The sequence below is a fragment of the Roseibium sp. genome (genome assembly GCF_965229775.1).
Taxonomy (GTDB): domain Bacteria; phylum Pseudomonadota; class Alphaproteobacteria; order Rhizobiales; family Stappiaceae; genus Roseibium.
In genome coordinates, this window is sequence record NZ_OZ245929.1 from 2585547 (window position 1) to 2607086 (window position 21540).

22 protein-coding genes and 1 tRNA gene are annotated in these 21540 nt (G+C 58.0%); 11 read left to right on the forward strand and 12 right to left on the reverse strand.

Translation table 11 applies throughout. From position 1 onward, the window contains the following. Positions 1-11: 11 nt before the first annotated feature. Positions 12-1187, reverse strand: coding sequence for a mandelate racemase/muconate lactonizing enzyme family protein (locus tag ACO07N_RS11805; RefSeq protein WP_421981200.1), 1176 nt, complete (start codon positions 1185-1187; stop codon positions 12-14). Beyond that, the gene (locus ACO07N_RS11810; protein ID WP_421981201.1) at positions 1174-2688 is read right to left on the reverse strand and encodes a trimethylamine methyltransferase family protein; all 1515 of its coding nucleotides are present in this window, start codon (positions 2686-2688) and stop codon (positions 1174-1176) included. Before ACO07N_RS11810 ends, ACO07N_RS11805 begins: the two co-directional genes overlap by 14 nt. Positions 2689-2783: 95 nt before the next feature. On the opposite strand from ACO07N_RS11810, the gene ACO07N_RS11815 reads away from it, so the two are divergent. The 4 genes from ACO07N_RS11815 (at position 2784) to ACO07N_RS11830 (ending at position 6613) form a co-directional block, all read left to right on the forward strand. Beyond that, positions 2784-3701, forward strand: a complete 918-nt coding sequence (locus tag ACO07N_RS11815; RefSeq protein WP_421981202.1) for a LysR substrate-binding domain-containing protein — start codon at positions 2784-2786, stop codon at positions 3699-3701. 30 nt (positions 3702-3731) lie between these two features. Beyond that, positions 3732-4391 (forward strand): hypothetical protein, encoded by a 660-nt coding sequence (locus ACO07N_RS11820; protein ID WP_421981203.1) that lies wholly within the window; start codon positions 3732-3734, stop codon positions 4389-4391. A gap of 204 nt (positions 4392-4595) precedes the next feature. Continuing rightward, positions 4596-5144, forward strand: a complete 549-nt coding sequence (locus tag ACO07N_RS11825; protein WP_421981204.1) for a hypothetical protein — start codon at positions 4596-4598, stop codon at positions 5142-5144. 317 nt (positions 5145-5461) lie between these two features. Continuing rightward, on the forward strand, positions 5462-6613 hold the full coding sequence (locus ACO07N_RS11830) for a pyridoxal phosphate-dependent decarboxylase family protein (RefSeq protein ID WP_421981205.1): 1152 nt from the start codon (positions 5462-5464) through the stop codon (positions 6611-6613). A gap of 40 nt (positions 6614-6653) precedes the next feature. Here ACO07N_RS11830 and ACO07N_RS11835 read toward each other — a convergent pair whose 3' ends face one another. Together ACO07N_RS11835 and ACO07N_RS11840 are read right to left on the reverse strand one after the other, a co-directional pair. Further along, the gene (locus tag ACO07N_RS11835) at positions 6654-7574 is read right to left on the reverse strand and encodes an OmpA family protein (protein ID WP_421981206.1); all 921 of its coding nucleotides are present in this window, start codon (positions 7572-7574) and stop codon (positions 6654-6656) included. Between the two features lie 601 nt (positions 7575-8175). Next, positions 8176-8787, reverse strand: a complete 612-nt coding sequence (locus ACO07N_RS11840) for an imm11 family protein (protein WP_421981207.1) — start codon at positions 8785-8787, stop codon at positions 8176-8178. 588 nt (positions 8788-9375) lie between these two features. On the opposite strand from ACO07N_RS11840, the gene ACO07N_RS11845 reads away from it, so the two are divergent. Next, a complete protein-coding gene (locus ACO07N_RS11845; RefSeq protein ID WP_421981208.1) occupies positions 9376-9585 on the forward strand; it encodes a hypothetical protein in 210 nt (69 codons plus the stop codon). A 145-nt stretch (positions 9586-9730) separates the two neighbouring features. Here ACO07N_RS11845 and ACO07N_RS11850 read toward each other — a convergent pair whose 3' ends face one another. The 7 genes from ACO07N_RS11850 to ACO07N_RS11880 all read right to left on the reverse strand — a co-directional run bounded on the left by ACO07N_RS11850 (position 9731) and on the right by ACO07N_RS11880 (position 16419). Then, the gene (locus ACO07N_RS11850) at positions 9731-10726 is read right to left on the reverse strand and encodes a Gfo/Idh/MocA family protein (RefSeq protein ID WP_421981209.1); all 996 of its coding nucleotides are present in this window, start codon (positions 10724-10726) and stop codon (positions 9731-9733) included. After that, positions 10723-11610, reverse strand: coding sequence for a sugar phosphate isomerase/epimerase family protein (locus tag ACO07N_RS11855; protein WP_421981210.1), 888 nt, complete (start codon positions 11608-11610; stop codon positions 10723-10725). Before ACO07N_RS11855 ends, ACO07N_RS11850 begins: the two co-directional genes overlap by 4 nt. A gap of 20 nt (positions 11611-11630) precedes the next feature. Then, on the reverse strand, positions 11631-12461 hold the full coding sequence (locus tag ACO07N_RS11860; RefSeq protein WP_421981211.1) for a carbohydrate ABC transporter permease: 831 nt from the start codon (positions 12459-12461) through the stop codon (positions 11631-11633). Further along, on the reverse strand, positions 12461-13366 hold the full coding sequence (locus ACO07N_RS11865; RefSeq protein ID WP_421981212.1) for a carbohydrate ABC transporter permease: 906 nt from the start codon (positions 13364-13366) through the stop codon (positions 12461-12463). Before ACO07N_RS11865 ends, ACO07N_RS11860 begins: the two co-directional genes overlap by 1 nt. A 113-nt stretch (positions 13367-13479) precedes the next feature. Continuing rightward, entirely contained in the window at positions 13480-14694 is a 1215-nt protein-coding gene (locus ACO07N_RS11870; RefSeq protein ID WP_421981213.1) for an ABC transporter substrate-binding protein, read from the reverse strand. 31 nt (positions 14695-14725) lie between these two features. Continuing rightward, positions 14726-15700: an alpha/beta hydrolase gene (locus ACO07N_RS11875; protein WP_421981214.1), complete on the reverse strand. Its 975-nt coding sequence runs from the start codon at positions 15698-15700 to the stop codon at positions 14726-14728. Further along, the gene (locus ACO07N_RS11880; RefSeq protein WP_421981215.1) at positions 15697-16419 is read right to left on the reverse strand and encodes a GntR family transcriptional regulator; all 723 of its coding nucleotides are present in this window, start codon (positions 16417-16419) and stop codon (positions 15697-15699) included. The genes ACO07N_RS11875 and ACO07N_RS11880 overlap by 4 nt, the downstream gene beginning before the upstream one ends. Positions 16420-16611: 192 nt before the next feature. Between ACO07N_RS11880 and ACO07N_RS11885 the strand changes: the two genes are divergently transcribed. After that, positions 16612-17679, forward strand: a complete 1068-nt coding sequence (locus ACO07N_RS11885; RefSeq protein ID WP_421981216.1) for an ABC transporter ATP-binding protein — start codon at positions 16612-16614, stop codon at positions 17677-17679. 407 nt (positions 17680-18086) lie between these two features. Here the strand turns inward: ACO07N_RS11885 and ACO07N_RS11890 are convergent. Then, a tRNA-Ser gene (locus ACO07N_RS11890) sits at positions 18087-18176 on the reverse strand. 458 nt (positions 18177-18634) lie between these two features. Here ACO07N_RS11890 and ACO07N_RS11895 point away from each other — a divergent pair. From ACO07N_RS11895 to ACO07N_RS11915, 5 genes are all read left to right on the forward strand, one after another. Next, a complete protein-coding gene (locus tag ACO07N_RS11895; RefSeq protein ID WP_421981217.1) occupies positions 18635-19327 on the forward strand; it encodes a 50S ribosomal protein L21 in 693 nt (230 codons plus the stop codon). Positions 19328-19381: 54 nt separating this feature from the next. After that, on the forward strand, positions 19382-19651 hold the full coding sequence (gene rpmA / locus ACO07N_RS11900) for a 50S ribosomal protein L27 (RefSeq protein ID WP_305984616.1): 270 nt from the start codon (positions 19382-19384) through the stop codon (positions 19649-19651). 142 nt (positions 19652-19793) lie between these two features. Further along, positions 19794-20399: a GNAT family N-acetyltransferase gene (locus tag ACO07N_RS11905; protein ID WP_421981218.1), complete on the forward strand. Its 606-nt coding sequence runs from the start codon at positions 19794-19796 to the stop codon at positions 20397-20399. Beyond that, complete coding sequence (locus tag ACO07N_RS11910; protein ID WP_421981219.1) at positions 20396-20965, forward strand: GNAT family N-acetyltransferase; 570 nt, start codon at positions 20396-20398, stop codon at positions 20963-20965. Before ACO07N_RS11905 ends, ACO07N_RS11910 begins: the two co-directional genes overlap by 4 nt. Beyond that, positions 20962-21507, forward strand: a complete 546-nt coding sequence (locus ACO07N_RS11915; protein ID WP_421981220.1) for a GNAT family N-acetyltransferase — start codon at positions 20962-20964, stop codon at positions 21505-21507. Before ACO07N_RS11910 ends, ACO07N_RS11915 begins: the two co-directional genes overlap by 4 nt. Positions 21508-21540: the final 33 nt, after the last annotated feature.

The following is a 21540-nucleotide window of genomic DNA, read 5'->3' on the forward strand; positions in this document are numbered from 1 at the left end:
TGCAAGAAACGTCAGTTCAGCGGCAGCCGCCGGAAGCGGCCCGGCATGGCCGGATCATGGAAGTGATCGAGCGGCCCGTTGTCGGCGAAGTGCCGGTGCCAGTGGGCAAGGGCGCTGCGGTCGAGGGTGACGCCGAGCCCCGGACCTTCGGGCACGGCAATCACGTTATCGGTCTGGCGGAAGGGGCCGCCCTCGATGACATCGCCGACCTGCCAGCGGAACAGGGACTGGCTGGGTTCGGTTATCCACGGCATCGCCGCCGACATGTGCAGGTAACCGGCGGTCGCAATTCCCGCATCTCCGGAATAGCACCAGAAGCCGACACCCATGGCCTCGCAGGCGCCGATGAAGCGCACGGTCCGGGCAATACCTCCCAGAACGGCAAAATTTGTCACGATGTAGTCCGGCGCACCCAGGCTGACGGCACGGCGGATATTGGGAACATGGGTCGACAGGCGGATCGAGGAATGCTTGCGTAGCTCCGCCATCTCCTCGAAGGTCGCGACCGGGTCCTCGTAGTTGCGGATATCGTAAGGCTCGATCTCCCGGAAGATCCGGATCGCGCTCGGCAGAGACCATTGCATGTTGCTGTCCAGCCGCAGCATGGCGTCCGGCCCGAGCGCCGCACGCAGGGTCTTGACCGTATCGATCTCAAGCTTCGGATCGCCCAGGATCAGCTTGCCCTCGAACAGGGTCGCGCCGTGCTCCTCGCGCATGCGCAGGCAGTAGTCCGCAACCTCGCCGGGGCTCGTTTCACCGCCCGCGCGGAAGGCGAAATATTCGGTAAAGGGGATGTCCTTGCGCACGGCCCCGCCGAGCAGGCGGTAGAGCGGCTCTCCCGACACCTTTCCGCGCAGGTCCCACAAGGCAATCTCGATCGCTCCGAAGGCCTTTACAACGGAACTGTCATCGGTGTTCTGCACGATCTGCCAGGGCGGAACGCACAGGCTTTCGCATCCGGCAATGTCCAGCGGGTCCGCGCCGATCAGCCGCTCGCCCATATGCTTGATCGTACCCAGAACGTCGACCGACGGGGCTTCGCCGAGGCCGGTGAGACCCTGATCGGTCTCCACTTCGATGATCGTTTTCGACGTGCCCGGGTAGTGGCCGCCGGTCCACCACATTGGCTTTTCCAGGGGGATGTTGACGGGCGTTGCCTTCAGGCCGGTGATCTTAATACCAGGCATCGGGAAGCTCTTCCTTGCGCCGTGCAACGAAGGCTTCAAGCTCCTCGCGCGTTGCGTCATCCATTGGCGGCGGCTGGTAGTCCGCGAGCATGGTCTGCCAGCGGTCGAAGGCGCGCCGGCGCATGTCCTTCGATCCGCCTTCCTCCCAGCTTTCCACGTTCTCGCTGTCCGACAGTCTGGGTTCGTAGAAGGCCGTCTGGTAGTTCCGCATCGTGTGCCCCGACCCCAGAAAATGCCCTCCCGGCCCGACTTCGCCATAGGCGTCCCGTGCGAAAGCCTCGTCCGATGTGTCGAGGCCGCCACCCAGCACCTTCTGGTAGGAACCGAGCCGGTCGGCATCCATGATCAGTTTTTCGAAACCCGTGCACAGGCCGCCCTCCAGCCAGCCTGCCGCATGCAGGACGAAGTTCGCACCGGCCAGCATGGTTGAATGCATGCTGTCCGCGCTTTCATAGGCGGCCTGGGCGTCCTCGATTTTCGAGGCGGTCAGGGAGCCGCCGCATCGAAGCGGCAAACCCGCGCGGCGCGCCAGCTGTCCGATGGCATAGTTGGACACCACCGGCTCGGGCATGCCGAAGGTCGGGGCACCGCTTTTCAGGCTCATGGAACTGAGAAAGTTGCCCAGCACGAAAGGCGCACCCGGCCGGACAAGCTGGGAGAAGGCGCAGACCATCATCGCCTCGGCCATGGCCTGGCAGATTGAGGCGGCCGTCGAGACGGGGCCCATGGCGCCGGAGAGAATGAACGGCGCAACGACGATCCCCTGTCCGCGACCGCAATAGACGCGCACAGCCTCGCTCACCACCTTGTCCACCAGGAGTGGCGAGTTGGTGTTGACGTTGCCCATGATCACGCATTCGCGTTCCATCACCTCGCGCCCGAAGACGATTTCGGCCATGGCGACACTGTCTTCCGCCCGGCTCATTTCGGTGATCGCGCCCAGATGCGGCTTGTCGCTCAGCGTCATGTGCGCAAACAGCATGTCGAGATGGCGTTTAGACACCGGGACGTCACAGGGTTCGCAGGTCACGAACCCGCCGTGATGCAGGTAGGGGTGCATGTATGCGAGCTTGACCAGCTTCTCGAAACTCGCCATGTCGCCGTAGCGGCGTCCACCCTCAAGGTCGCGGACGAAGGGCGATCCGTAAACCGGCGCGAACACCTGGTTGGCGCCCCCGATCGTCACGGTCTTCTGAGGATTGCGCGCGAGCTGTCTGAATTCCCGCGGTGCCTTGCTGCAAAGCGCGCGGACAAAGGCGGCATCCGCACGCACCAGGTCCCCTTCCAGGCGCGCGCCGGCATCGCGCCAGATCCGCAGGGCCTCCGGGTCATCACGGAAGGCGATCCCGACCTCTTCGAAGATCCAGTCGACCTGGGCCTCCAGCGCCGCGATCTGCTCTTCATCGAGGATGTTGATGTCAGGCAGGACGCGCCTGATGAACGGGGCGTCCTGTTTGCTTGCTGCGCTGCGTCCGCGCGCCGCGCGTGCACGTCTCGCCATGGGCATGCCTTTCACGGAACCGATCGAGCAAAACTAGTCTGTTCCGACGAACTTGTGACGATTGAAAAAAATCGCGCTTTGCATAAAATGAAATTATGCAAAGCCTCTGGAGAATCGTTGGATCTCCGCGCTACATCCTTATTTTTGAGGCGGCGGCACGGCATGGATCCTTTACCCGGGCGGCGGCGGAGCTCAATGTTCAGCAGCCGGCTGTCAGCGCGGCAATCAAACAGCTTGAACAGGCCCTCGGCACACCGTTGTTCCTGAGGTCGCACAAGAAGATCGAGCTGACGCCGGTGGGGGCGGGGTATTACGCCGAAGTATCGAAAGCCCTGCACCAGATTCTGGAGGCAACCCGCGCCGTCCAGTCGGAAGCCAGAAGTGCCATTGTCACCCTGTGTGCCTCGACGGCATTCAACACCTACTGGATGATGCCGCGGCTCCGGACCCTGCGCGATCTCCATCCGGAAATCGACCTCCGTCTGCAATCGAGCGACCGGGAACCGGATATTGATGATGAGGGTATTTCGCTCGCCGTTCGGCGGGGAGACGGAGACTGGCCGGGGTGCCATGCTTTCCTGATTGCGCCCGAAGTCATCTATCCGATTGCCAGTCCGGGATTGATGGCGCAAACGGCGGTCCGCCGCAGGCAGGACATTCTCACCGCGACGCTGATCCATCTCGAGGAACCGGTGCGTGAGCGGCCGGGTTGGAAAGACTGGTTCGAGGCGCAGAACTGCACCGTGACGATACCGCCGTCGGGTCTCAGGCTGAATGACTATGCGCTTGTTCTGAACGCCGCGATCTCGGGCGAGGGTTTTGCCTTCGGCTGGAACCACCTCGCCGCGGATCTTGTCGCCAACAACCTGCTCGACGCCCGCCGGGAATGGAGCTGGTACACCGGGATGGGGTTCTACCTTGTCTGGTCGAAGGCCCGCCCCCTTAGCGAAAATGCAGAACGGGTCAGGGACTGGCTCATCTCGGCCGCCGGGAGTGGGCACACCGCCGGTTGACCATCATGGCCGGCGATCTTTGTCGGTGCCTTGGCCTATTGGTTCAGCGTATCGAATATCGAAAAGCAGGCCGACGAACGGCTGACCGCTCTGGCGAGTGCCCGCGCAGCAGGCCTGGGAAACTACCTTCACGGCATCGCGCAAGACTTGACCGTCGCGGAGGCGAGTCCGAAAATGGTCGTGACTTCGCGAACAAGGGCCTGGTTTGTGCGGCATTTTCTGGGAGCAGTTTTTCGATTGCCGGTGGCGCTCGGACTGAGCGCGCTGACGTCAGCCTGCATCGTGTTCCCGGTGCCGGCTGTTCTGGCACCGAAAGTGTCGGGTATCGTGCTGCAGAACGGCATGCCTGTTGAAGGCGCGGACATAGTTCTGACAACAGCGGTGCCGTTTTCCGGCGATCCCGTTGCCGCATCTGATGGCAATCCAAGGGCAACGGTGAAGACGGATGCCGATGGCCGCTTTGCAATCGGTCCGTTGAGGGGCGTCAAGGTTTTCCACGCACTTGGCGATGAACTTCATTCCGTTTCACTTGTTATCAAGGACAGGGGCCGAATTTACCTGGGCTTTTCTAATATCGGGATAGGGAACGCCGCGAGGCCACTCGAGGGAACATGCAATCTTGCAAGGCCGATCCGAACCTCGCCTTCACCCGTTTTCTGTGACCATTGGAGCTTGAAAAAGCTTCACTGAGCCTGGAATCCAGGGTGCTTCGCCTCGCCTCTGATGCCGGTTCTTTTCCGGCACCGCACCGACTCGCGTCTCGCAGCCCACCCATGGTCCTTAACGGCAATCTTGAGCGATGCTAGGATGAGCGCCTGCAAAGACGTTTTCGCAAATAAGTTGGTTTTCTGCCCCGGCGACACCGGGATATTCAATTAGCTGGAGACGATATCCATGCGCATTCAGTCGACAAAGAGATTCATTGAAACAGTCAATGCCCCGGAAGTGGCGAAGAAGGAATTCGCGCGCGGCGACGTGATTGAAATCGATCAGGATGCTGTGCCGGACAGGCAAGACAAGGCCATCGGCAAGTCGGTTCTCGCGCTCGAAAACACGCCTCTGACACGGGACGTGACCATTCGTATTCCGGAATTCAAGGACCCTGTCGCCAACCTCAAGTTTCAGGCCGAACTGCACAGGAACCTTGCCGGTCTTTACGAGAAGCAAGCCGAGATCGCGAAACCGGATGAAAAACCGAAAGAGTTCAGCGTCTCCAGAACGTCGGGTTACGTGGTGCTTGGCGGCGGGGCAGGATATACCGGAGCGGTTCTTGCGCAGGCCATTTTTGATACCGGCAAGAACAGCGGCAATCCGTGGGTATCGACCGCGAGCATTGCCTGCGGTCTGCTTGGCGGCGTCCTTGCTGCAGATGCCGCGAACGGGGGTGTCGTTATGGATCTGGGCGAAAAGATAACGAAAATCTATAAAGGTTTCAGAGACTAGAAACCGTTCAATGTCAACATGGGTCAGGGTCTGGTGACGTTTGGGAACCGCGCCGCGCGAGGGCCGCTGGCCACACACACTTTCGGCCTTCCCCGTGACCGTCGAGACATGCAAATGGAGCGGATCTGGATGATTGCAACGCTGTCGGCGGATAGCGATACGTTTTGCAGCGCGCAGCGGCGCTGCATCGCCAGCATGAAGATGGCCTGGCGGGCACAAGCCAGGCTTTCGCGACAATGTGGAAATTGCTCGCAAGCATGATGCGGAGCTGCAAGAAAGGGTTCGAACTTCCAGGCTCGGGGTCTGTGAAAAATCACATGACGGAAACATCTGCCCTAAATGACAAGATCCCCGCCCACGGCATGGGCGACGCGGCCGCATTCGACCTGGTCAGCGGCTGGGTGCGGGCGCATTCGGCTCAACTGGGCCGGCCGGAGGCTCTCGCCCATATGGATCCGGCCCCGTCCGCCGTCGCCGCGCGTCTTGCCGGGCTGAACGCCGAGTTCAACCAGAACCTGCTTCATCCGGATCTGAGCCCGTTCGCGGGCGAGGCGGAGCGTCTGGTCGTCAAATGGCTTGCGCCGTTTTTCGGAATGAGCGCGGGACACATGTGCGCCGGTTCCACCATCGCCAATCTTGCGGCGATCTGGTGCGCGCGCGAGCACGGAGCAACACGCGTGGTCGCCTCGGCCGACGCGCATGTTTCCGTGCCCAAGTGCGCGCACATTCTCGGTCTTCCGTTCGAAAGTGTCGCCGTCACCGCCGTCGGCCGCATGGATATCGGTCTCCTGCCGGACCTGAAGGATGCTGTCCTGGTCCTGACCGCGGGCACCACGGGCCGGGGTGTGATTGACGACCTCGGTCTTGCGGGCAGGCAACGGCGGCAGGATGGGGGTCCGGCCTGGGTGCATGTCGACGCCGCATGGGCCGGTCCGCTGCTCCTCACGAAATATGCCGGCCGCCTGGCCGGAACCGAACACGCCGACAGTGTTTCGGTGTCGGCGCACAAGTGGCTGTTCCAGCCAAAGGATTCAGGCCTCGTTCTGTTCAAGAACCCGCAGGCACAGCAGGCGATCAGTTTCGGCAGTTCCTATCTGGCAACACCCAATGTGGGCGTTCAGGGGTCACGCGGGGCGGCCGGCGTCGCGCTTCTCGGCACGCTGCTCGCCTGGGGGCTGGAAGGTCTTGCCGAACGCATCGAGCACCTGATGATCCTGTCGGAACACCTGGCGGAGAGGCTCGCCGCAGACCCGCGCACGGAGCTGAAACAGATGCCGGAAACCGGCGTGGTCAACTGGCGCCCGGCAAACGGCAACCCTGAGGAAATCATCGCCGCCCTCGGCCCCGTTGCCTCGCGCACGGATATTGCCGGAGAGCCCTGGGTCCGTCAGGTGGCCGCGAACATGCATGCGGATCTGGACGCGGTCTGGTCGCGCATCGACGACGTCCTCACCGGTCACGGCGGATGACCGGACCGGGAGAACGCATGTCTTGCATTGACCGGTGCCGCTATTCGATGGTGATCTCGACGCGCCGGTTCTGCGCGCGTCCGGCCGGAGTGCCGTTGTCGGCGATCGGTTCGCTTTCCCCCTTGCCGACGACCGAAAAGTCCGGCGCATGGTAGACGCCCTTGCTGACAAACCACTTCTTCACCGCTTCCGCGCGCCGAAGCGACAGTGACTGGTTGTAGCCGGCGCGCCCGGTGGAGTCCGCATGCCCTTCGATGGTGACGCTGGGAGCCGTGCGCTTGTTGATCTCGTAGGCGACCGCACCGAGCCGCGAGATCGCTTCGGGACGCAGATCGTGGCGGTCGAAGCCGAACAGAACGTCCGCCTCCAGACGCACCTTCTTCTTGCCGCGGGGCGGCGGTGTCGGCGGGTCTTCGTAGGGGATGACCGGGAGATTCCATTCGGGTGCGATCGGGTCATCGTGATCGGGCAGGCCACGTTCGACCTCGTCCCACTTCACGTGGATCAGCCCGTCATGAATATCGATGCCGGCAGTCGGCGTGCCGATGCTGTCTTCGTAGCCGAAATCGCCCGAACCGCTGATCGACTTGTAGACCATGAGCGGCTTGGAATAGCTGGAATACCCGTCAAGGATGTTCAGGACGAAACCGGATGCGTTCTGCCCGCTGAGGGCCTGGATGGATCCGATGACCAGCTGGGCCCGGCGCAGGTTCAAGTCCTGGAAGCTGGTCGGACGCTTCGATCGCAGGTTCTTGTAATAGTATCTGAGGTTCTCGCTGTAGGCCGCCGGAACGACGGACAGGCCCCCGCCGATCCCGTAAAACGCGATCGTGCAGACATCGTTGGTGTCCCTGTTCCGCAGCTTGTAGTGATAAAATCCGGCGGTGATGATCTCGCCGCCCGAAAACGAACGCACGGGCGCAATCGCCCAGCGCGAAGATGGCTCTGTTTTCCAATCCATTTTAACAATCCAAAAATAAACAAACGTAATGCCGCGCAGATGGGGTTACGTTGGCGTCATTTCAAGGGTTGAGGAGGGGTGTGCCCGAAAAGATGGTGCAAAATCAGATGCTTGTAAGTTGATGAAATCTGGCGGCAGCTTGTCGGGATGGCGCGCGCACGCATCGCTGTGCGGTTCGGAAAACATTTTCGAACATGTGCCGTTGAGAAGGCGGCATAATTCCGTTCGGTGCCAAGTCGGGAAAAGGGATCGTTTCCCGGTTTTGTCGTCCCGGTTTGCCGCAAAAGCGGCCAGACCGGGAACCAGTACCCCTTGCAGCAGGAGATCAAAAAAGAAGGAGGGTCAGGTGTTTACTGGTTTCCGGCCTTTCGCTGCGCTTCAGCCGGAATGACAGGCTCATTGACTGATGATCGCTTTGCCGGAACCGATTTCGGATCAAAGCCGACAGCAGTGCGTCGGCTGCGTACATTCGCTTGCAACCTGCAGGGAACCCGGTTGAGCTTAGAAGCGCCTCTATCAGCACCGGTGCAAGCTTCTCAGGCACGGTTTCATGAGCGTGAGCGGGTGCCGGCGCTGCAGGTTTGTTGAAGGGGGCGCACAGCTACAAAACCGGAAAACCGTTAAAGACGGGTCCTGTCAGTTTTTCTTTTTCGATTTCGTCCTTGATGTCGTTTGAAAAGAACAGACCGTGTATGACGTGTTTGTCGATCCACACTTTCCGGCCGCCTATCAGATCTTTGCTGAAGACAAATTCGCCCGATGAAAAGTCCCAGGAAATACCGTGGAGCATTTTTGCCGTTGTATGAGCACGGCTCATCGTGTCGACGCGGGCACAGATGTTAAAGAAATACATCAGCCGCGCATGCGATCCGTCTTTAAAAACAACTTCGATTGGGAAGAATTGATGCGTATCTGGCTCAAATCTTTCAATGATATCTTTGAACTCCTGGGAAACCAGGATAAGTCCACGCAACATGAATACATCATAAGGACGATGCTTCTTGCTGGACCACATCATTTTCGTGGGAATATGCTCCGGCTTTACTTCTCTACCGGCATACATCAAACCAGTTTTGAATGTTGGATTATCGCCCATATCCAGGGTCGTATCGACATATTCAATCTTTCGCGGGTCCCCATCGAGAAACGTCCGCTCCACGAGAAACCCGGCTTCTTCCTTGAATCCTATGACCCAGACCAAATCACTGCTCATCGTCTCTTCCCGGTATTCAGTCAGCCCAGTTGTTACCGCCTTGCGATGCCGTGTCGTTCATTTGAAATTTCTATTTTAGGTTGGCGCAACCCAATAGATACAATTGATTTCTTGTCGCTTTGCTAACGGGTAAACTATGCGCGATAGTGCTGACCGAACCATTCGAAGACACAGGTTCAGTCCACGGCGATCTTGAAGACCGCACCTGTCAGGCTGAGCGCCGGTCAGCGGCGGACTTTGGCCAAGTGCGTTTGGCCGGAAAAGTGACATGTCGGACGGGCATCATGCCCAGGCCGCAAGAAACGGAGAGCGCTGGTTATGCACTGCATGGCAGCACGCTCTTTACCAGTGAGACCCAGCCCAACCACATGCACTTTGATATCAATGTCTTTTTCACCCCATGATCGGACCAACGCACAGGCGTCTGCGTTTCAGCAGGAGCTTGGACTCATACCAACCGTCATAGATAGAAACCCATTTCACCGGGATTATTTTGCCACAAGGCAAGGCGCGGTTTGCGCAGTAGTGTCGGCACTCCAAGCAAATCGCAACGCGGCATTGGGGCAAAAGAACCCGGCCTCCGGTGGCATGAAACCGGCCATCGGCTGCGTTGTGGCGCTTGCCCGATGCGCCGGCATCGCGCTGCGCACCACGCCTGACCGAGTGGACCGGTTTGATGCCATGAAATGGGTTTCTATCTATGAAGGTTGGTATGAGGTGGCCCATATGATCCGGAAGGGCCAGTTCCAAACGGCAGGCCATTCTGCCTTTCAGCAATTTTCTGTACTCGCTGTATGACTGCGTCCAGCGATAGCCATATCTGCCAACAGTTCAAAAACTTGCGCCAGAACCCAAGTTTATACGGATCCGGCGAGCGAATTTCATCCGGGCCAGCAGTCAAGCATGCCTCGAAAACTGGCGATGCCGACGAACCGCATGAATTCTACAACAACGCGATCATCCGTTCCAGGTTGGCCATTGCCCGCACGCCGTCCACGATATCCGGAGCATTTGTTTTTTCGCCCCGGAACGCTGCGGCGACGTCCGCCATCAAGGCGCTGTACCCTTTGTGATCTTCGTTGGCGGCTGCCGTAAAGTTGGGCTCCCATGACAAAGTATCTGCCTTTTCCAGAAGGCAGGCCGCCGGGTCGTCGGCCTTGAAGGGCGGATTGCGGTAGCAGGCAACATTGATGATGTTGTCGACCTCAAGGCGAATGTGATCGCCCATGATCTGAATATGTTCCATCGGCGTGCCCCGGGACTGGACGGTTCCCATGACGATTGTGCCGATCACGCCGTTCTGGCATTCGAAATTCAGGTGAAAGAGAAGATGTCCCGGTTTGGGTTCACGCTTGCGAACAGCCAAGTCGGCCAAGTCGGCACCCGCAAGCCATGGAATGAGATCCATGTAATGCACGCAGTGATGAAGATAAAACCCGGTGTAATCCGCTTCGCCTTCAAAATAGGTCGGGGCAGTCATATAGCTGCCGGAAATTCCGAGAACATCTCCAAAATCGCCGCTCGCAAGCATGTTGCCAGCAATGCGGTTACCGGTTGAATAGCGCTTCATGAACCCCAGCAGAACAGGTTTCCCGGCCTTTTCAGAAGCTAGGGCGATTCTTTCAGCACCAGGTCGATCTTTTGCCGGCGGCTTTTCCAGAAAGACCGGCAATCCATGTTCCAAAGCAACGAGAGAAGCGGTCTCATGAAGATCCGGTCCGACCGCCATGCCAATCGCATCAATACCCTTATGCGCAATAAGGTCCCTGAAATCGGTATAGACGGCTTCAGCGCCGTACTGCCAGGCCGCAGACGCTGCGGCCTTTTCGTTTACGTCGCACACTGCGGCAATATTGATGTTGTTACGTCCCAACTGAGGCATCAGCATTTGTGTTGCGTGGCGGCCGCAGCCAATCCAGCCGATGTTCAAAACCGTCATTGCGCATACTCCGCCATCGCCATGCAGCTGCGGATCAACGCAAGACTGTTGTGCAGCTTTTCGGTTTCATCCTCGCGCGGCGCTCGCCATTGGGCAATTGGCAACCCGACCCGGTCATCCGCCCGCCGAAATGGTTCCAAAGAAACCGGTCCAGTGTAAGAGATATCTGCCAGCGCCTTCATGATGGCCGGCCAATCAAGATGGCCTGTGCCGGGAAAGCCCCTGTGATTTTCATTGGCCTGGAAGTGGACGACACGAGACCCTGCCATTTTGATGGCATCAGGAATGGAACGGTCTTCCATGTTCATGTGGAACGTATCCAGGACAATGCCGAGACCAGGATTTGAAACCGCATCAACCACCTGGATTGCCTGTGTCGTGGTGGACACAACGTCTGTTTCAAAGCGGTTGAGCGCTTCCAGCGCGAAAACACACCCGGCAGATGCCGCAAGAGGAGCGACTTTGGCAAGACCTTCGATTGTCCAGTCCGTACGCGCCTTGATCTGGTCATCCGTCCAGGCAGTCGGAGCCCGGCCTGCGAACACCATAGGCTCTCCATAGAGTGGACCACCGATGATCTTCGCCCCCAATGAATTTGCAACGTCCAGGCACCGTTTGAGGTAGTCTGTCCCGCCGCTTCGGCAGTCCGGATCGCCGCTTGCAATCGAGCGCTTCAAATTGACCCGTGCGGCGAGAACCACATCAAGTCCTGCGTCCTGCAACGCGGCTTTCGTCTCCTTCAGGTCGAGATTATCTTCCGGTTCGGGCACAAGCAATTCCACGAAGTCAAAGCCCAGTTCCTTTATTTCTTCAAACAAACCGAGGTTTTCCGGGCCAAACGGCCGGATAAATTGCATGGAAATAATTCCGATGGGATTTTGCATTTGATTTTGCCTATTGGTGGTCAACCCTTGACCGCACCTTGTGTAAGACCGCTGATGAGGCGCTTTTGGACGATAAGAAAAAGGATGGTGGCTGGCATTGCTCCGACAATACCGCCTGCAGTTAGAAGACCCCATTCAACCTCGTATTCGCCGATCAGGGTTTGAATGGCGACTGTAATCGGCCGAACATTGCGCCCCCCCAGTGTCAGGGCGTAAAGATATTCATTCCAGGCCGTGATGAAGATGTAGATCCCGGTCGCAACAATGCCCGGTGCACAAAGCGGCAGGACCACACGCCACAGGGCCCCGAGCCGGGTGCAGCCGTCGGTCATCGCTGCTTCATCGAGACTCTTGGGAATACCGTTCATGTAACTGGTCATCATCCAGACTGAAAACGGGATCGCCACGGTTGCATTTGCGATGATCAGGGCCAAATGGGTGTCCAGAATGCCCAACACCCGCATCATGACAAACAGCGGCAGGATCAGAAGCACCACCGGGAACATGTTGATGATCAGGAACTGCAGCAAGAGGTAGCGTTTGCCGCGGAAGGAAAACCGCGAAAACGAATAGGCAGCCGTGACGCTGAGCGTAAGGCCGACAATGACCGTTCCCCCGGCAATGATGAAGGAATGCAGGAGGTTTTCCAGGAAGCCGACCGTTGCAAACAGGCGGATGTAGTTTTCCAGTGTCGCTCCAGCGAGGCTGGGGCCTTCGGTAAAGAGCTTGCTTTCAGGCGTCAAAGACGTCAGCAGCATCCACAAATAGGGGCCGAGCGTGAAAAAAAGGATCAAAACCATCGGAAAATCGACGGTCAGAATGCGCCGCCAAAGACGCTTTCTGCCAACCATTAGTTCACCGCCTTTCCAGCACGGCGCAGGTAGACAATAACAAGTCCCAACAGCATGAGGGTGAACATGACGGCAAGTGCAGATCCGTAACCAAAATCGAGATTGGTGCGGGCCTTCACGAAGGCATAGAGCGGAAGTGTATAAGTCGCATACCCGGGACCGCCGCCGGTCATCACATAAATGACGTCTATGGAATTGGCGACCCAGATGGTCCGTAAAAGAACAGCTGTTACCAGTACTCCCGAGATCCCGGGAAGGGTAATGTGCCAGAACTGACGCAATGTGCTCGCCCCATCAAGGGCAGCTGCTTCGTAATAGCTTTTCGGAATGGACTGCAGACCGGCCAGGATCATTACGGCGAAGAACGGGAAGCCCTGCCAGGTGAGCGTCAGTATTATCGCATAGAGTGCAGTGTCCGGGTCTGCCAGCCATGGAATGGAGCTTTTCAGAATGTTCATCCGAAGCAGGAATTCGTTCAAAACGCCATAATTAGCGTCGTAAATCCAGACCCACATCAGAGCGATGACGACACTGGGCAAGGCCCAGGGAATGATGATGAGCGCGCGGGCGAGCGGGCGCCAGGGAAAACGCTGATTGAGCAAAAGCGCGGTTGCCAGACCCAGAAGAAGTTGCGCGGGGATCGTCAGGCAGATCCAGATGACCGTGTGCCGGAACGAAATCCAAAACACCTCATCCTGCAAGGCAGCCCAAAAGTTCTTCAACCCAACGAAGGTGAAGGCCTTCGGTTTCCAGAGGACATAATCGTGCAAGCTCATCCACGCAGCTTGAACCATCGGAAAAAACACTATTGCCAGTGTCACCAAAACTGCAGGAGACAACAGCGCGTAGGGGAGTACGTTTCTTGCGAGGGCAGCTTTGCTGACTGGCCCAGTCGAAGTCTGCATAGTCAGGGTCCAACCTTTGCGGCTCTCGGCACCGCAGTGTTGCTGTGTAAATGGATCGGTCTAACGGGAAGGGGGGCTGCAGGGTTGCGCCCCCCCCCCCCTAGGGGTCAGGCTCAAGGGTTGTAGAGCTTGTTAATTTCCGCGTTCATCTGTTCTGCGGAGATTTCCCCGGTCAGGGCCCTTTGCATGTTCACCGGCCAGACAGTGTTCACAAAGTCAGACGTCTCCGGCTTGTTCGGGAGCAAACGTGCAAAGGGAAGAGACTGAACGGTGGCGTCTACAAAGCGCTTTTCATGAAGGGTCCAATTCGCAGAATCCGTTTTGGTAACGGGCAGCTGACCAGTCGCCTTGTTGAATTCCATGTTGTTTCCGGCGCTGGACAGAAAGGATATCCACTTCCAGGCGGCGTCCTTGTTTTCAGCAGTGGAAAAGACTGCTGTCGATTCATCACCGAAAGCCGTCCAGTAACCACCACCGCATTCTGGCACCGGCGTCGCGGAGACTTTGTCACCCAATGCTTCGACCATACCGTTTGAAGATCCAATGTGATGGATCGTCATCGCGGTTTTACCCGCCTTGAAAGCGCCTGTTACTTCCTTAAAGCCATCATTTGGGGCTGACGGCGGAAACACCTTGTCTTTCTGGAACAGATCTACAACCCATTGGGTGCCAGCAACACCAGCTTCGCTTGTTAGACTTCCGGCTTCGAAATTGGCACCGCGGGAAAGGACGAAGCTGCCCCAGTGATCATGCCCGCCTTTGCCGCCGCGGAAGCCGAAGCCATAGACATCCGGCTGACCGTCCCCATTTGTATCCCGCGTCAATTTGATGGCAGCGGTTCGGAACTCGTCGCATGTTTTCGGAGGCTCAAGACCGAGCTCCTGCAGCATATCTGCACGGTAATATAGATAAAGGACCACATATTGGACCGGCAGATAGTAATTATTGCCATCAGACGCCTTGGTCAGTTCCAGCAGATTTTCCTGGAGATCAGCCTTGCCGTCCCACGCATCGATCTGACTGCCGATCGGTTCAAGGGCTCCCATTTCAACCAGACGCGGCTGAGCAAACATCTTTACCATTGCGGCGTCCGGCGCATTGCCTGCAACGATCGCGGTATAAAGATTGTCGTAATAGCTGTTCCACGGGACATTTTCCGCTTCGACCTTGATACCGGGATTTTCCGCCTCGAATTTTGCAACGAGTTCAGACATCGGATTGTCTGCATTGTCGAAGTGATACCAGAAACGTACGGTATCTTCTGCGTGTGCTGTGGCTGTGCCCGCGAGCAGGCCCAAGGCCAGTGTGGTCGATACAAGTTTTGACATTCTCTCCTCCACTTATTTCCAATTTCGTTGTTTAGGGCCTTGTGAGTTCGCGGAACGCCCTCCCGGCGTCCGCGGCAGCCAAACAGGCTTCGGGCAATTCAAGGCTCATTTGCATGAAGCCATGCACGACGCCCGGATACAGTATGTACCTGTCGGTCCGGCCAAGGCTGCTGAGGCGGCGAACCATGATTTCCGTATCCGAGCGAAGAGGATCAATTGCTGCTGCGGTCAAAAAGAGCGGCGGCAAAGACTTTAGCTGTAGATCAGAGGCCTCAAGGGGGGCCACCATACAGGACTTCCGGTCGACGGGATCTGGCACATACCAATCCCAATACCGCATCATTTTGTCCCGTGTCAGACCCGGCCCGTCTCTTTGCCCGAGATAGGAGGCTGTCTCAAAATCGGCTCCATAAACGCCGTAGAACAGTAATCCGCAATCGGGTTGCGGCACTGCGCCGCCTTGCAGGGAAAGCATCAGTGCCAGCGCAAGATTGGCCCCTGCGCTGTCGCCGGCCACAGCGGCCGGCCCATCACAATTTGAAAGTTCGGGAACACCGGCGACAACGGCCTCCCAGACTGCCTGGCAATCTTCAAGAGCACTCGGATAGGCAGCCTCCGGGGCAAGTCGGTAATCAAACGCGAGGACGTGTGCCCGGGCCTCCAAAGCCAGAAGCCGGGCCGCGCGCTCATGAGTTGCCGAGCTGCAAAGCGCCCAGCCGCCGCCATGAATGAAAACAATCAGGCCCTGCGCATTTTCCGGACTGAAGAGGAAACACGGTATAGATGCGCCAGCCTTTGAAGGAATGGAAAAGGAGGTCACCTTTTCGACTTCTGGCAATTTCTGGTTCCAGCGCTCGTTGGTCTGCTCGGCCAGTTCCCTTGCCTCTTGCGGAGGAAGCAGTGTCGGATCGCCAATTCCTGCATCTTCTTCGGCAAGTCGCTCAAGAATACGCTTCATGACCGGAGTGAGGGTCAAGTCTTCTTTGGTGGCTGGCAGCACTGTCATCGCACACCATCTCTCGGACCGGCCAGAATGTCAGGCCCAAGTTCAACAATCGTTGTGATGTGCCGCGACAAGGCTTCGGACGCAGCCACTTCATCGCCAGAAGCCAGCGTATCAAGAATGGCCACATGCCGATCTGCGGTTTCCATGAGGCCCCGGCTCGACCCCGCATTTAGGATCTTGTAGCGATGGTTGTGAATCAGGCATCGACGCAGAATGGGGCGCGTGCTCGGCAAGTCTGCCGCCTCATAAAGATTAAGGTGAAAACTTCGGTCATGAAGAGACAGCAGGTATTCATCACCCTCTCTGGCCGCCTCGCGCATATTGTTCAGACCGGTTTCAAGTTTCTTTTGCAAATAAGGGCCGTAGCGCTCAAGAACCCTTGCCACACCGCGGCATTCAATATCCCGCCGGATCAGGATCATCTCCCGGGCGTCGTCCGCCCGGCAATCGGCAACAAACGTTCCACGATGAGGCAGCCTTTCAACAAGGCCGTCCGTGTCAAGAAACATTAAGGCTTCCCGGATTGTGCTCTGGCTGCACTCGAAACGGTCGGCCAGGTCGAGCTCCAGGATCACCTGCCTCGGAGCAAGGTCGCCCAGCATGATATCTCTTTGAAGATCTTCAAATATCAAATGGCTGCGTTTTGCCGCGCGCCTGGCTGGCGTGCGGCCTCTGCCGGACCCGCCGTTCTCCGAATTATCAAAACTTTCCGCAGCCATATCTGTCTGTTGTTACTTGTGTATCGATAACGTTATCGATAATGTAGCGATAATAGATATCAGGCGCAAGCGTTTTGATCGGCCAGTATCTTTTTGAACCTGATTGACCAACTGTTTGCGGCTTGGATTTGCTTGGATAGGCACAAGTCTCTGATTTGGGCACTTAAATAGACTTGGACCGGGGAGGGTATATTGGCGAGCTTGCAACTTCAGCAGATTGTAAAGAACTACGGGGCGGTGCCGGCCGTCAAAGGGGTCGACCTCGAAGTTCGTGATGGCGAGTTCGTGGCATTTGTAGGGCCGTCAGGATGCGGCAAAAGCACCTTGCTCCGGATGATTGCAGGACTGGAAGAAATCACCGATGGAACCCTAAGAATTGGCGAAACGGTTGTGAACGACCTGGAGCCGCGGGACCGGGACATTGCGATGGTCTTCCAAGATTATGCGCTCTATCCGCACATGTCGGTTGCCGACAACATAGGGTTCGGACTGCGAATGCGCGGGATGACACCTGAGGAACGGTTGAGGCGTGTTGAGGAAGCAGCTGACATCCTACAAATCACCCAGCTACTGGAACGAAAACCAGGCCAGTTGTCAGGCGGTCAACGCCAACGGGTCGCAATGGGTAGGGCCATTGTCCGCAGGCCCCAAGTTTTCCTGTTTGACGAGCCATTGTCCAATCTTGATGCAAAATTGAGGGTCGACATGCGAACGCAAATCAAGCGGCTGCATCAATTGCTGAAGACGACCACCATCTATGTCACCCACGACCAGGTAGAAGCCATGACACTCGCAGACCGGGTTGTGCTTCTCAAGGAGGGAGAAATTGTTCAACAGGGCGCACCTGTTGACGTCTACCAAAACCCCATGACCCGTTTCGTGGGCGAGTTTATCGGCTCTCCCAAGATGAATATTCTGAATGTGACGTCGGCACCAGACTACGCGGCTACGGCAGTTGAGGCGACGGATGTCAGCGTTCCAATTGAAGCCAAGCAACTGCCTGAGGAGAGCGATCTTCTTCTAGGTGTCCGGCCGGAACATCTGACCCCCTGCCCCGCTGGCGAAGCCATGTTCCGGTCCGTGATTGATGTTCTGGAACCTTTGGGGTCCGATACAATGGCCATCTGCATGGTTGGTGATCAGGAAATGACCGTCCGGATGTCACCAGATCCCGCCCTGCGACCGGGCACTCGACTAAACCTGAAAGTCAGCCAGAACGACATTCATTTGTTTGATCGCTCAACGGGAGCACGGATATAGTGCCAATTCTAGAGGCCGTATTTTCATTGGAACTGTTCCCCGTCAGGGGTTTCGCGCACCTGACGGGATGCGTCGGCATCACGAGGTTGGTCTGCCGGTTCGCTGCTAAAGAGATCGCGTTGATCGTGCATGACGATGCAAGCCTCCAAACTGCCCCGCAATGCGGGTGATTAGGGAAAGCAAGCACGTCCCGCGCTCTAAGTCGGAATTGCGCGGGGCGGGAAAAGATCGACTCACCTCTCACGCCGAGACGCTGGCCGAGGTCGAGACCGAATGCAACCGCGAGCAATTGGTTCACTCAATTTGCGGCGAAATGTGGTAACCGACCCCGGATGATGGGCCAAATGATGGGCTGGAAATCACGCAATCTGATTTCTTTATGTCTATCAACATAATATAAGAATTCATGGCGGAGAGAGGGGGATTCGAACCCCCGGAACGCTTGCGCGCTCAACGGTTTTCGAGACCGCCCCGTTCAACCACTCCGGCACCTCTCCGCGGTACTTGCGACAAACGGGTCTCAAGTGGCGCGGAACATAGACAAGCTCTTTTTTATCCGCAAGACCCGATTTGCATTCTTTGAACAGGCTTGTCCGGCGTGCGGTGTCCCGGGCGAATTCCACCCCGCCGGACCGGGCCCGTTGACGCAGGCGGGGCAATTGCTTCGGTGGGGCCGCGGTAGGGGCGGGCGGCGTGGCACTTGATGCATATTTCCGTTTGACTCCGCGCGCCGGAGAGTTATATTGCGCGAGCTCGAAAAGGTTCAGCTTTTGCGGGTTTTCTTTGTCAATCAAGGCCTGCCGGGCTTCTCGCTTCACGCAACCCGACACAAAGATCTGCCCGACGGATGGCAATCCGCTGGGGCAGGCGCCTGAGTTCGACCTGAACGCAACCGGTGCTTCATGAGCCACAAGGCCGTGCCGGTGTCAAAAACGAAAAGAAGGACGTGCGCGACATGTTCGCAGTAATCAAAACCGGTGGCAAACAGTATACTGTTGCCGCAGACGACCTCCTGAAGGTCGAAAAACTCGACGCCGAAGCCGGCAGCACCGTCACGTTTGACGAAGTGCTCATGGTTGGCAACGGCACGGACACGACTGTTGGCGCTCCGACCGTGGAAGGTGCCAGCGTTGTAGCGGAAGTGGTCGATCAGGGCCGTGGCCGCAAGATCATCGTATTCAAGAAGCGCCGGCGTCAGAATTCCCGCCGCCGCAACGGGCACCGTCAGTCTTTCACCCTCGTCAAGGTGACCGACATTCTGACCGGCGGCGCAAAACCGGCCAAGAAGGCTGCGCCGAAAAAGGCAGCGCCGAAGGCCGAGCCGGAAGCCGAAGCGGCACCTGCTGCTGAAGCGGCTCCGAAAACCGAGGAAGCTCCGAAGGCTGCCGCGGCAAAGGAAACCAAGAAGGAAGACGCAGCTGTCGAGCCGCTCTTCACCGCACCGGACGGCAAGGACGATCTGAAGAAGATCTCCGGCGTCGGCCCGGTCCTTGAGAAGAAGCTGAACGCTCTGGGCATCACCACCTACGAGCAGATCGTCAACTTCTCTGCGGACGACATCGCCCGCGTTGATGAGGTCCTGAATTTCAAGGGCCGTATCGAACGCGACAACTGGGTTGAACAGGCCAAGGAACTGGCAGGCGAGTAAGCCGCCGTTTCAGGACTGTTGATTTAAGAATTCGAAGAACGAGGAGTTCTAACGATGGCACATAAGAAGGCAGGCGGTTCGTCCCGCAACGGCCGCGACTCAGCTGGCCGCCGTCTCGGCATCAAGAAATACGGCGGGGAATCGGTGATTCCCGGCAACATCATTGCTCGTCAGCGTGGCACGACGTGGCACCCGGGCACCGGCGTGGGCATGGGCAAGGATCACACCATTTTCGCGACCGTGGAAGGCAAGGTTCAGTTTAAGGCGGCAGCCAACAAACGAACACTTATCAATGTGGTCCCGGTGGCGGAAGCTGCGGAGTAAAGCCGACGTGAAGTTTCGAAACGCCGGCGTCCCTTAAGACCCCGGCAATTCGAGACAGGTCAGCAACCAGTAGACCAGTCGAAGATCCAAGGGGGAGATGGGACGCCATCTCTCCCTTGATTTGTTTGTGCTGGAGGAAATGATGGTTGTTGAAAGTGATGGATTGTTAGACGAGAGCAGTCTGGTCGCGGCCCCGTTGCCGCAGGAAGCGGTTCATGTGCGGCTCGACGTGCCGCGCAAGGACGATCTGGCCGATCTCGTGTTTTTGGCCAACAACAAGACCGTGGCGGCGAACCTCGCCATGATGCCACACCCCTTCACGCTGGAAAACGGCCGCGCGCTGATTGCACGGGCGGCACAGGTGAGGAAGAACACCGGCCTTTTTGCCATAAGGCTGAAAAGCACCGGCCGCCTGATCGGCGTTGCGAAATACGCGGCGCTGGAAGAGGACGGGACCGTGCATGTGGGCTACTGGCTGGGCGAACCTTTCTGGGGACGGGGCTATGCGACCGAAGCGGTGCATGCGCTGGTAGACCACGCCTTTACCCACCATGACATGGACGAGCTTCAGGGCTCTTGCCGGGTCACCAATCCCGCCTCGCGCCGGGTGCTGGTGAAATCCGGGTTCCAGTACCGGGATCAGGCGATGATCCGGTCCATCGGTGCGGGCGGGTCCGTGCCGATCGAAAGATATGTTTTGGACAGAACCGTTTGGAAGTCTTTGAAAGGATGGGGGCAGGGACAATGACCGGATTGCAGGACCTAAGAACACGACGATTGATCTTGCGGCCGATCGCGATGGCGGATGCCGAGGCGATGATCGAACTGGGCGGCAAGGATTTCGAGGTCGCCCGCTGGATGACCTCCTTCGCCTGGCCCTACGAGGAAGGCTCGGCCGAAGCGTTCCTGAAAACGGTCGTCGGCAAGGATCCGCTGGAAACCGAAGCGGTGTTCGCGATCACGCTGGGCGGCGTCTTCATCGGGATCGCCGCCGTCGAAGCGCCCGGCGATCTTGACAATCTCGCCGATCATCCGACGCTCGGCTACTGGATCGGCCGGCCGTTCCAGGGCCACGGCTATGCCAGCGAAGCGGTTGAAGCGGTCATCGAATGGGCCTTCGCGGCTTATGGGACCGACGCGATTGCAGCGCGTGCCTACGAGGAAAACTTCCGCTCCCGGGGACTGCTGCGCAAATTCGGTTTCAAGCCCTACAGCATGACCGAGCGCTTCTCCCGGGCGCTTGACCGCAAGGTGTCCAATGTTGTCGTCCGGCTGGCGCGGTCCGATTTCGAGGCCCGGAAGGCCGCGGCATGACCACGCCTTCGATCCGGACCGGCCGGTTGACACTTCGGCCGCCGGCGCCGGACGATCTCGACCGGTGTGCCGAACTGCTTGGCGACTATGAGGTCGCCAAGATGCTGTCGCGCGTGCGCTATCCGTATGACCTCGAACAGGGGCGGCGGTATCTGGAAAGATCGGCTGCGCGCTGGGAGACTGTCGAAACGGCGGACGAACTCGGTTTCCACGTTGACCATCAAGGCGAAATGATCGGCGGCCTCGGCTTCAAAAAGTTGCAGGAGACCCCGGAGATCGGCTATTGGCTGGGGCGGCCTTATTGGGGCAAGGGGTTCATGAGCGAGGCCTTGACGGCCGCAGTTGCCTGGATGTTCGACAACACGGCGCATGAGCTTCTGGCCTGCGAAGCGATGACGGAGAACCCGGCCTCGATCAAGGTGATGGAAAAGGCCGGTTTCCGGCCGGTCGGTGAAGTCGGTTGCGTAAGCGTGTCGCGTGGCGAGACCTTGCCCGCCATAAGAAGCGAACTGACACGAACGGATTTCATGCGCGGACTTTGACCTTTCCCGGTCATGGCCTGACAGCTGGACGAA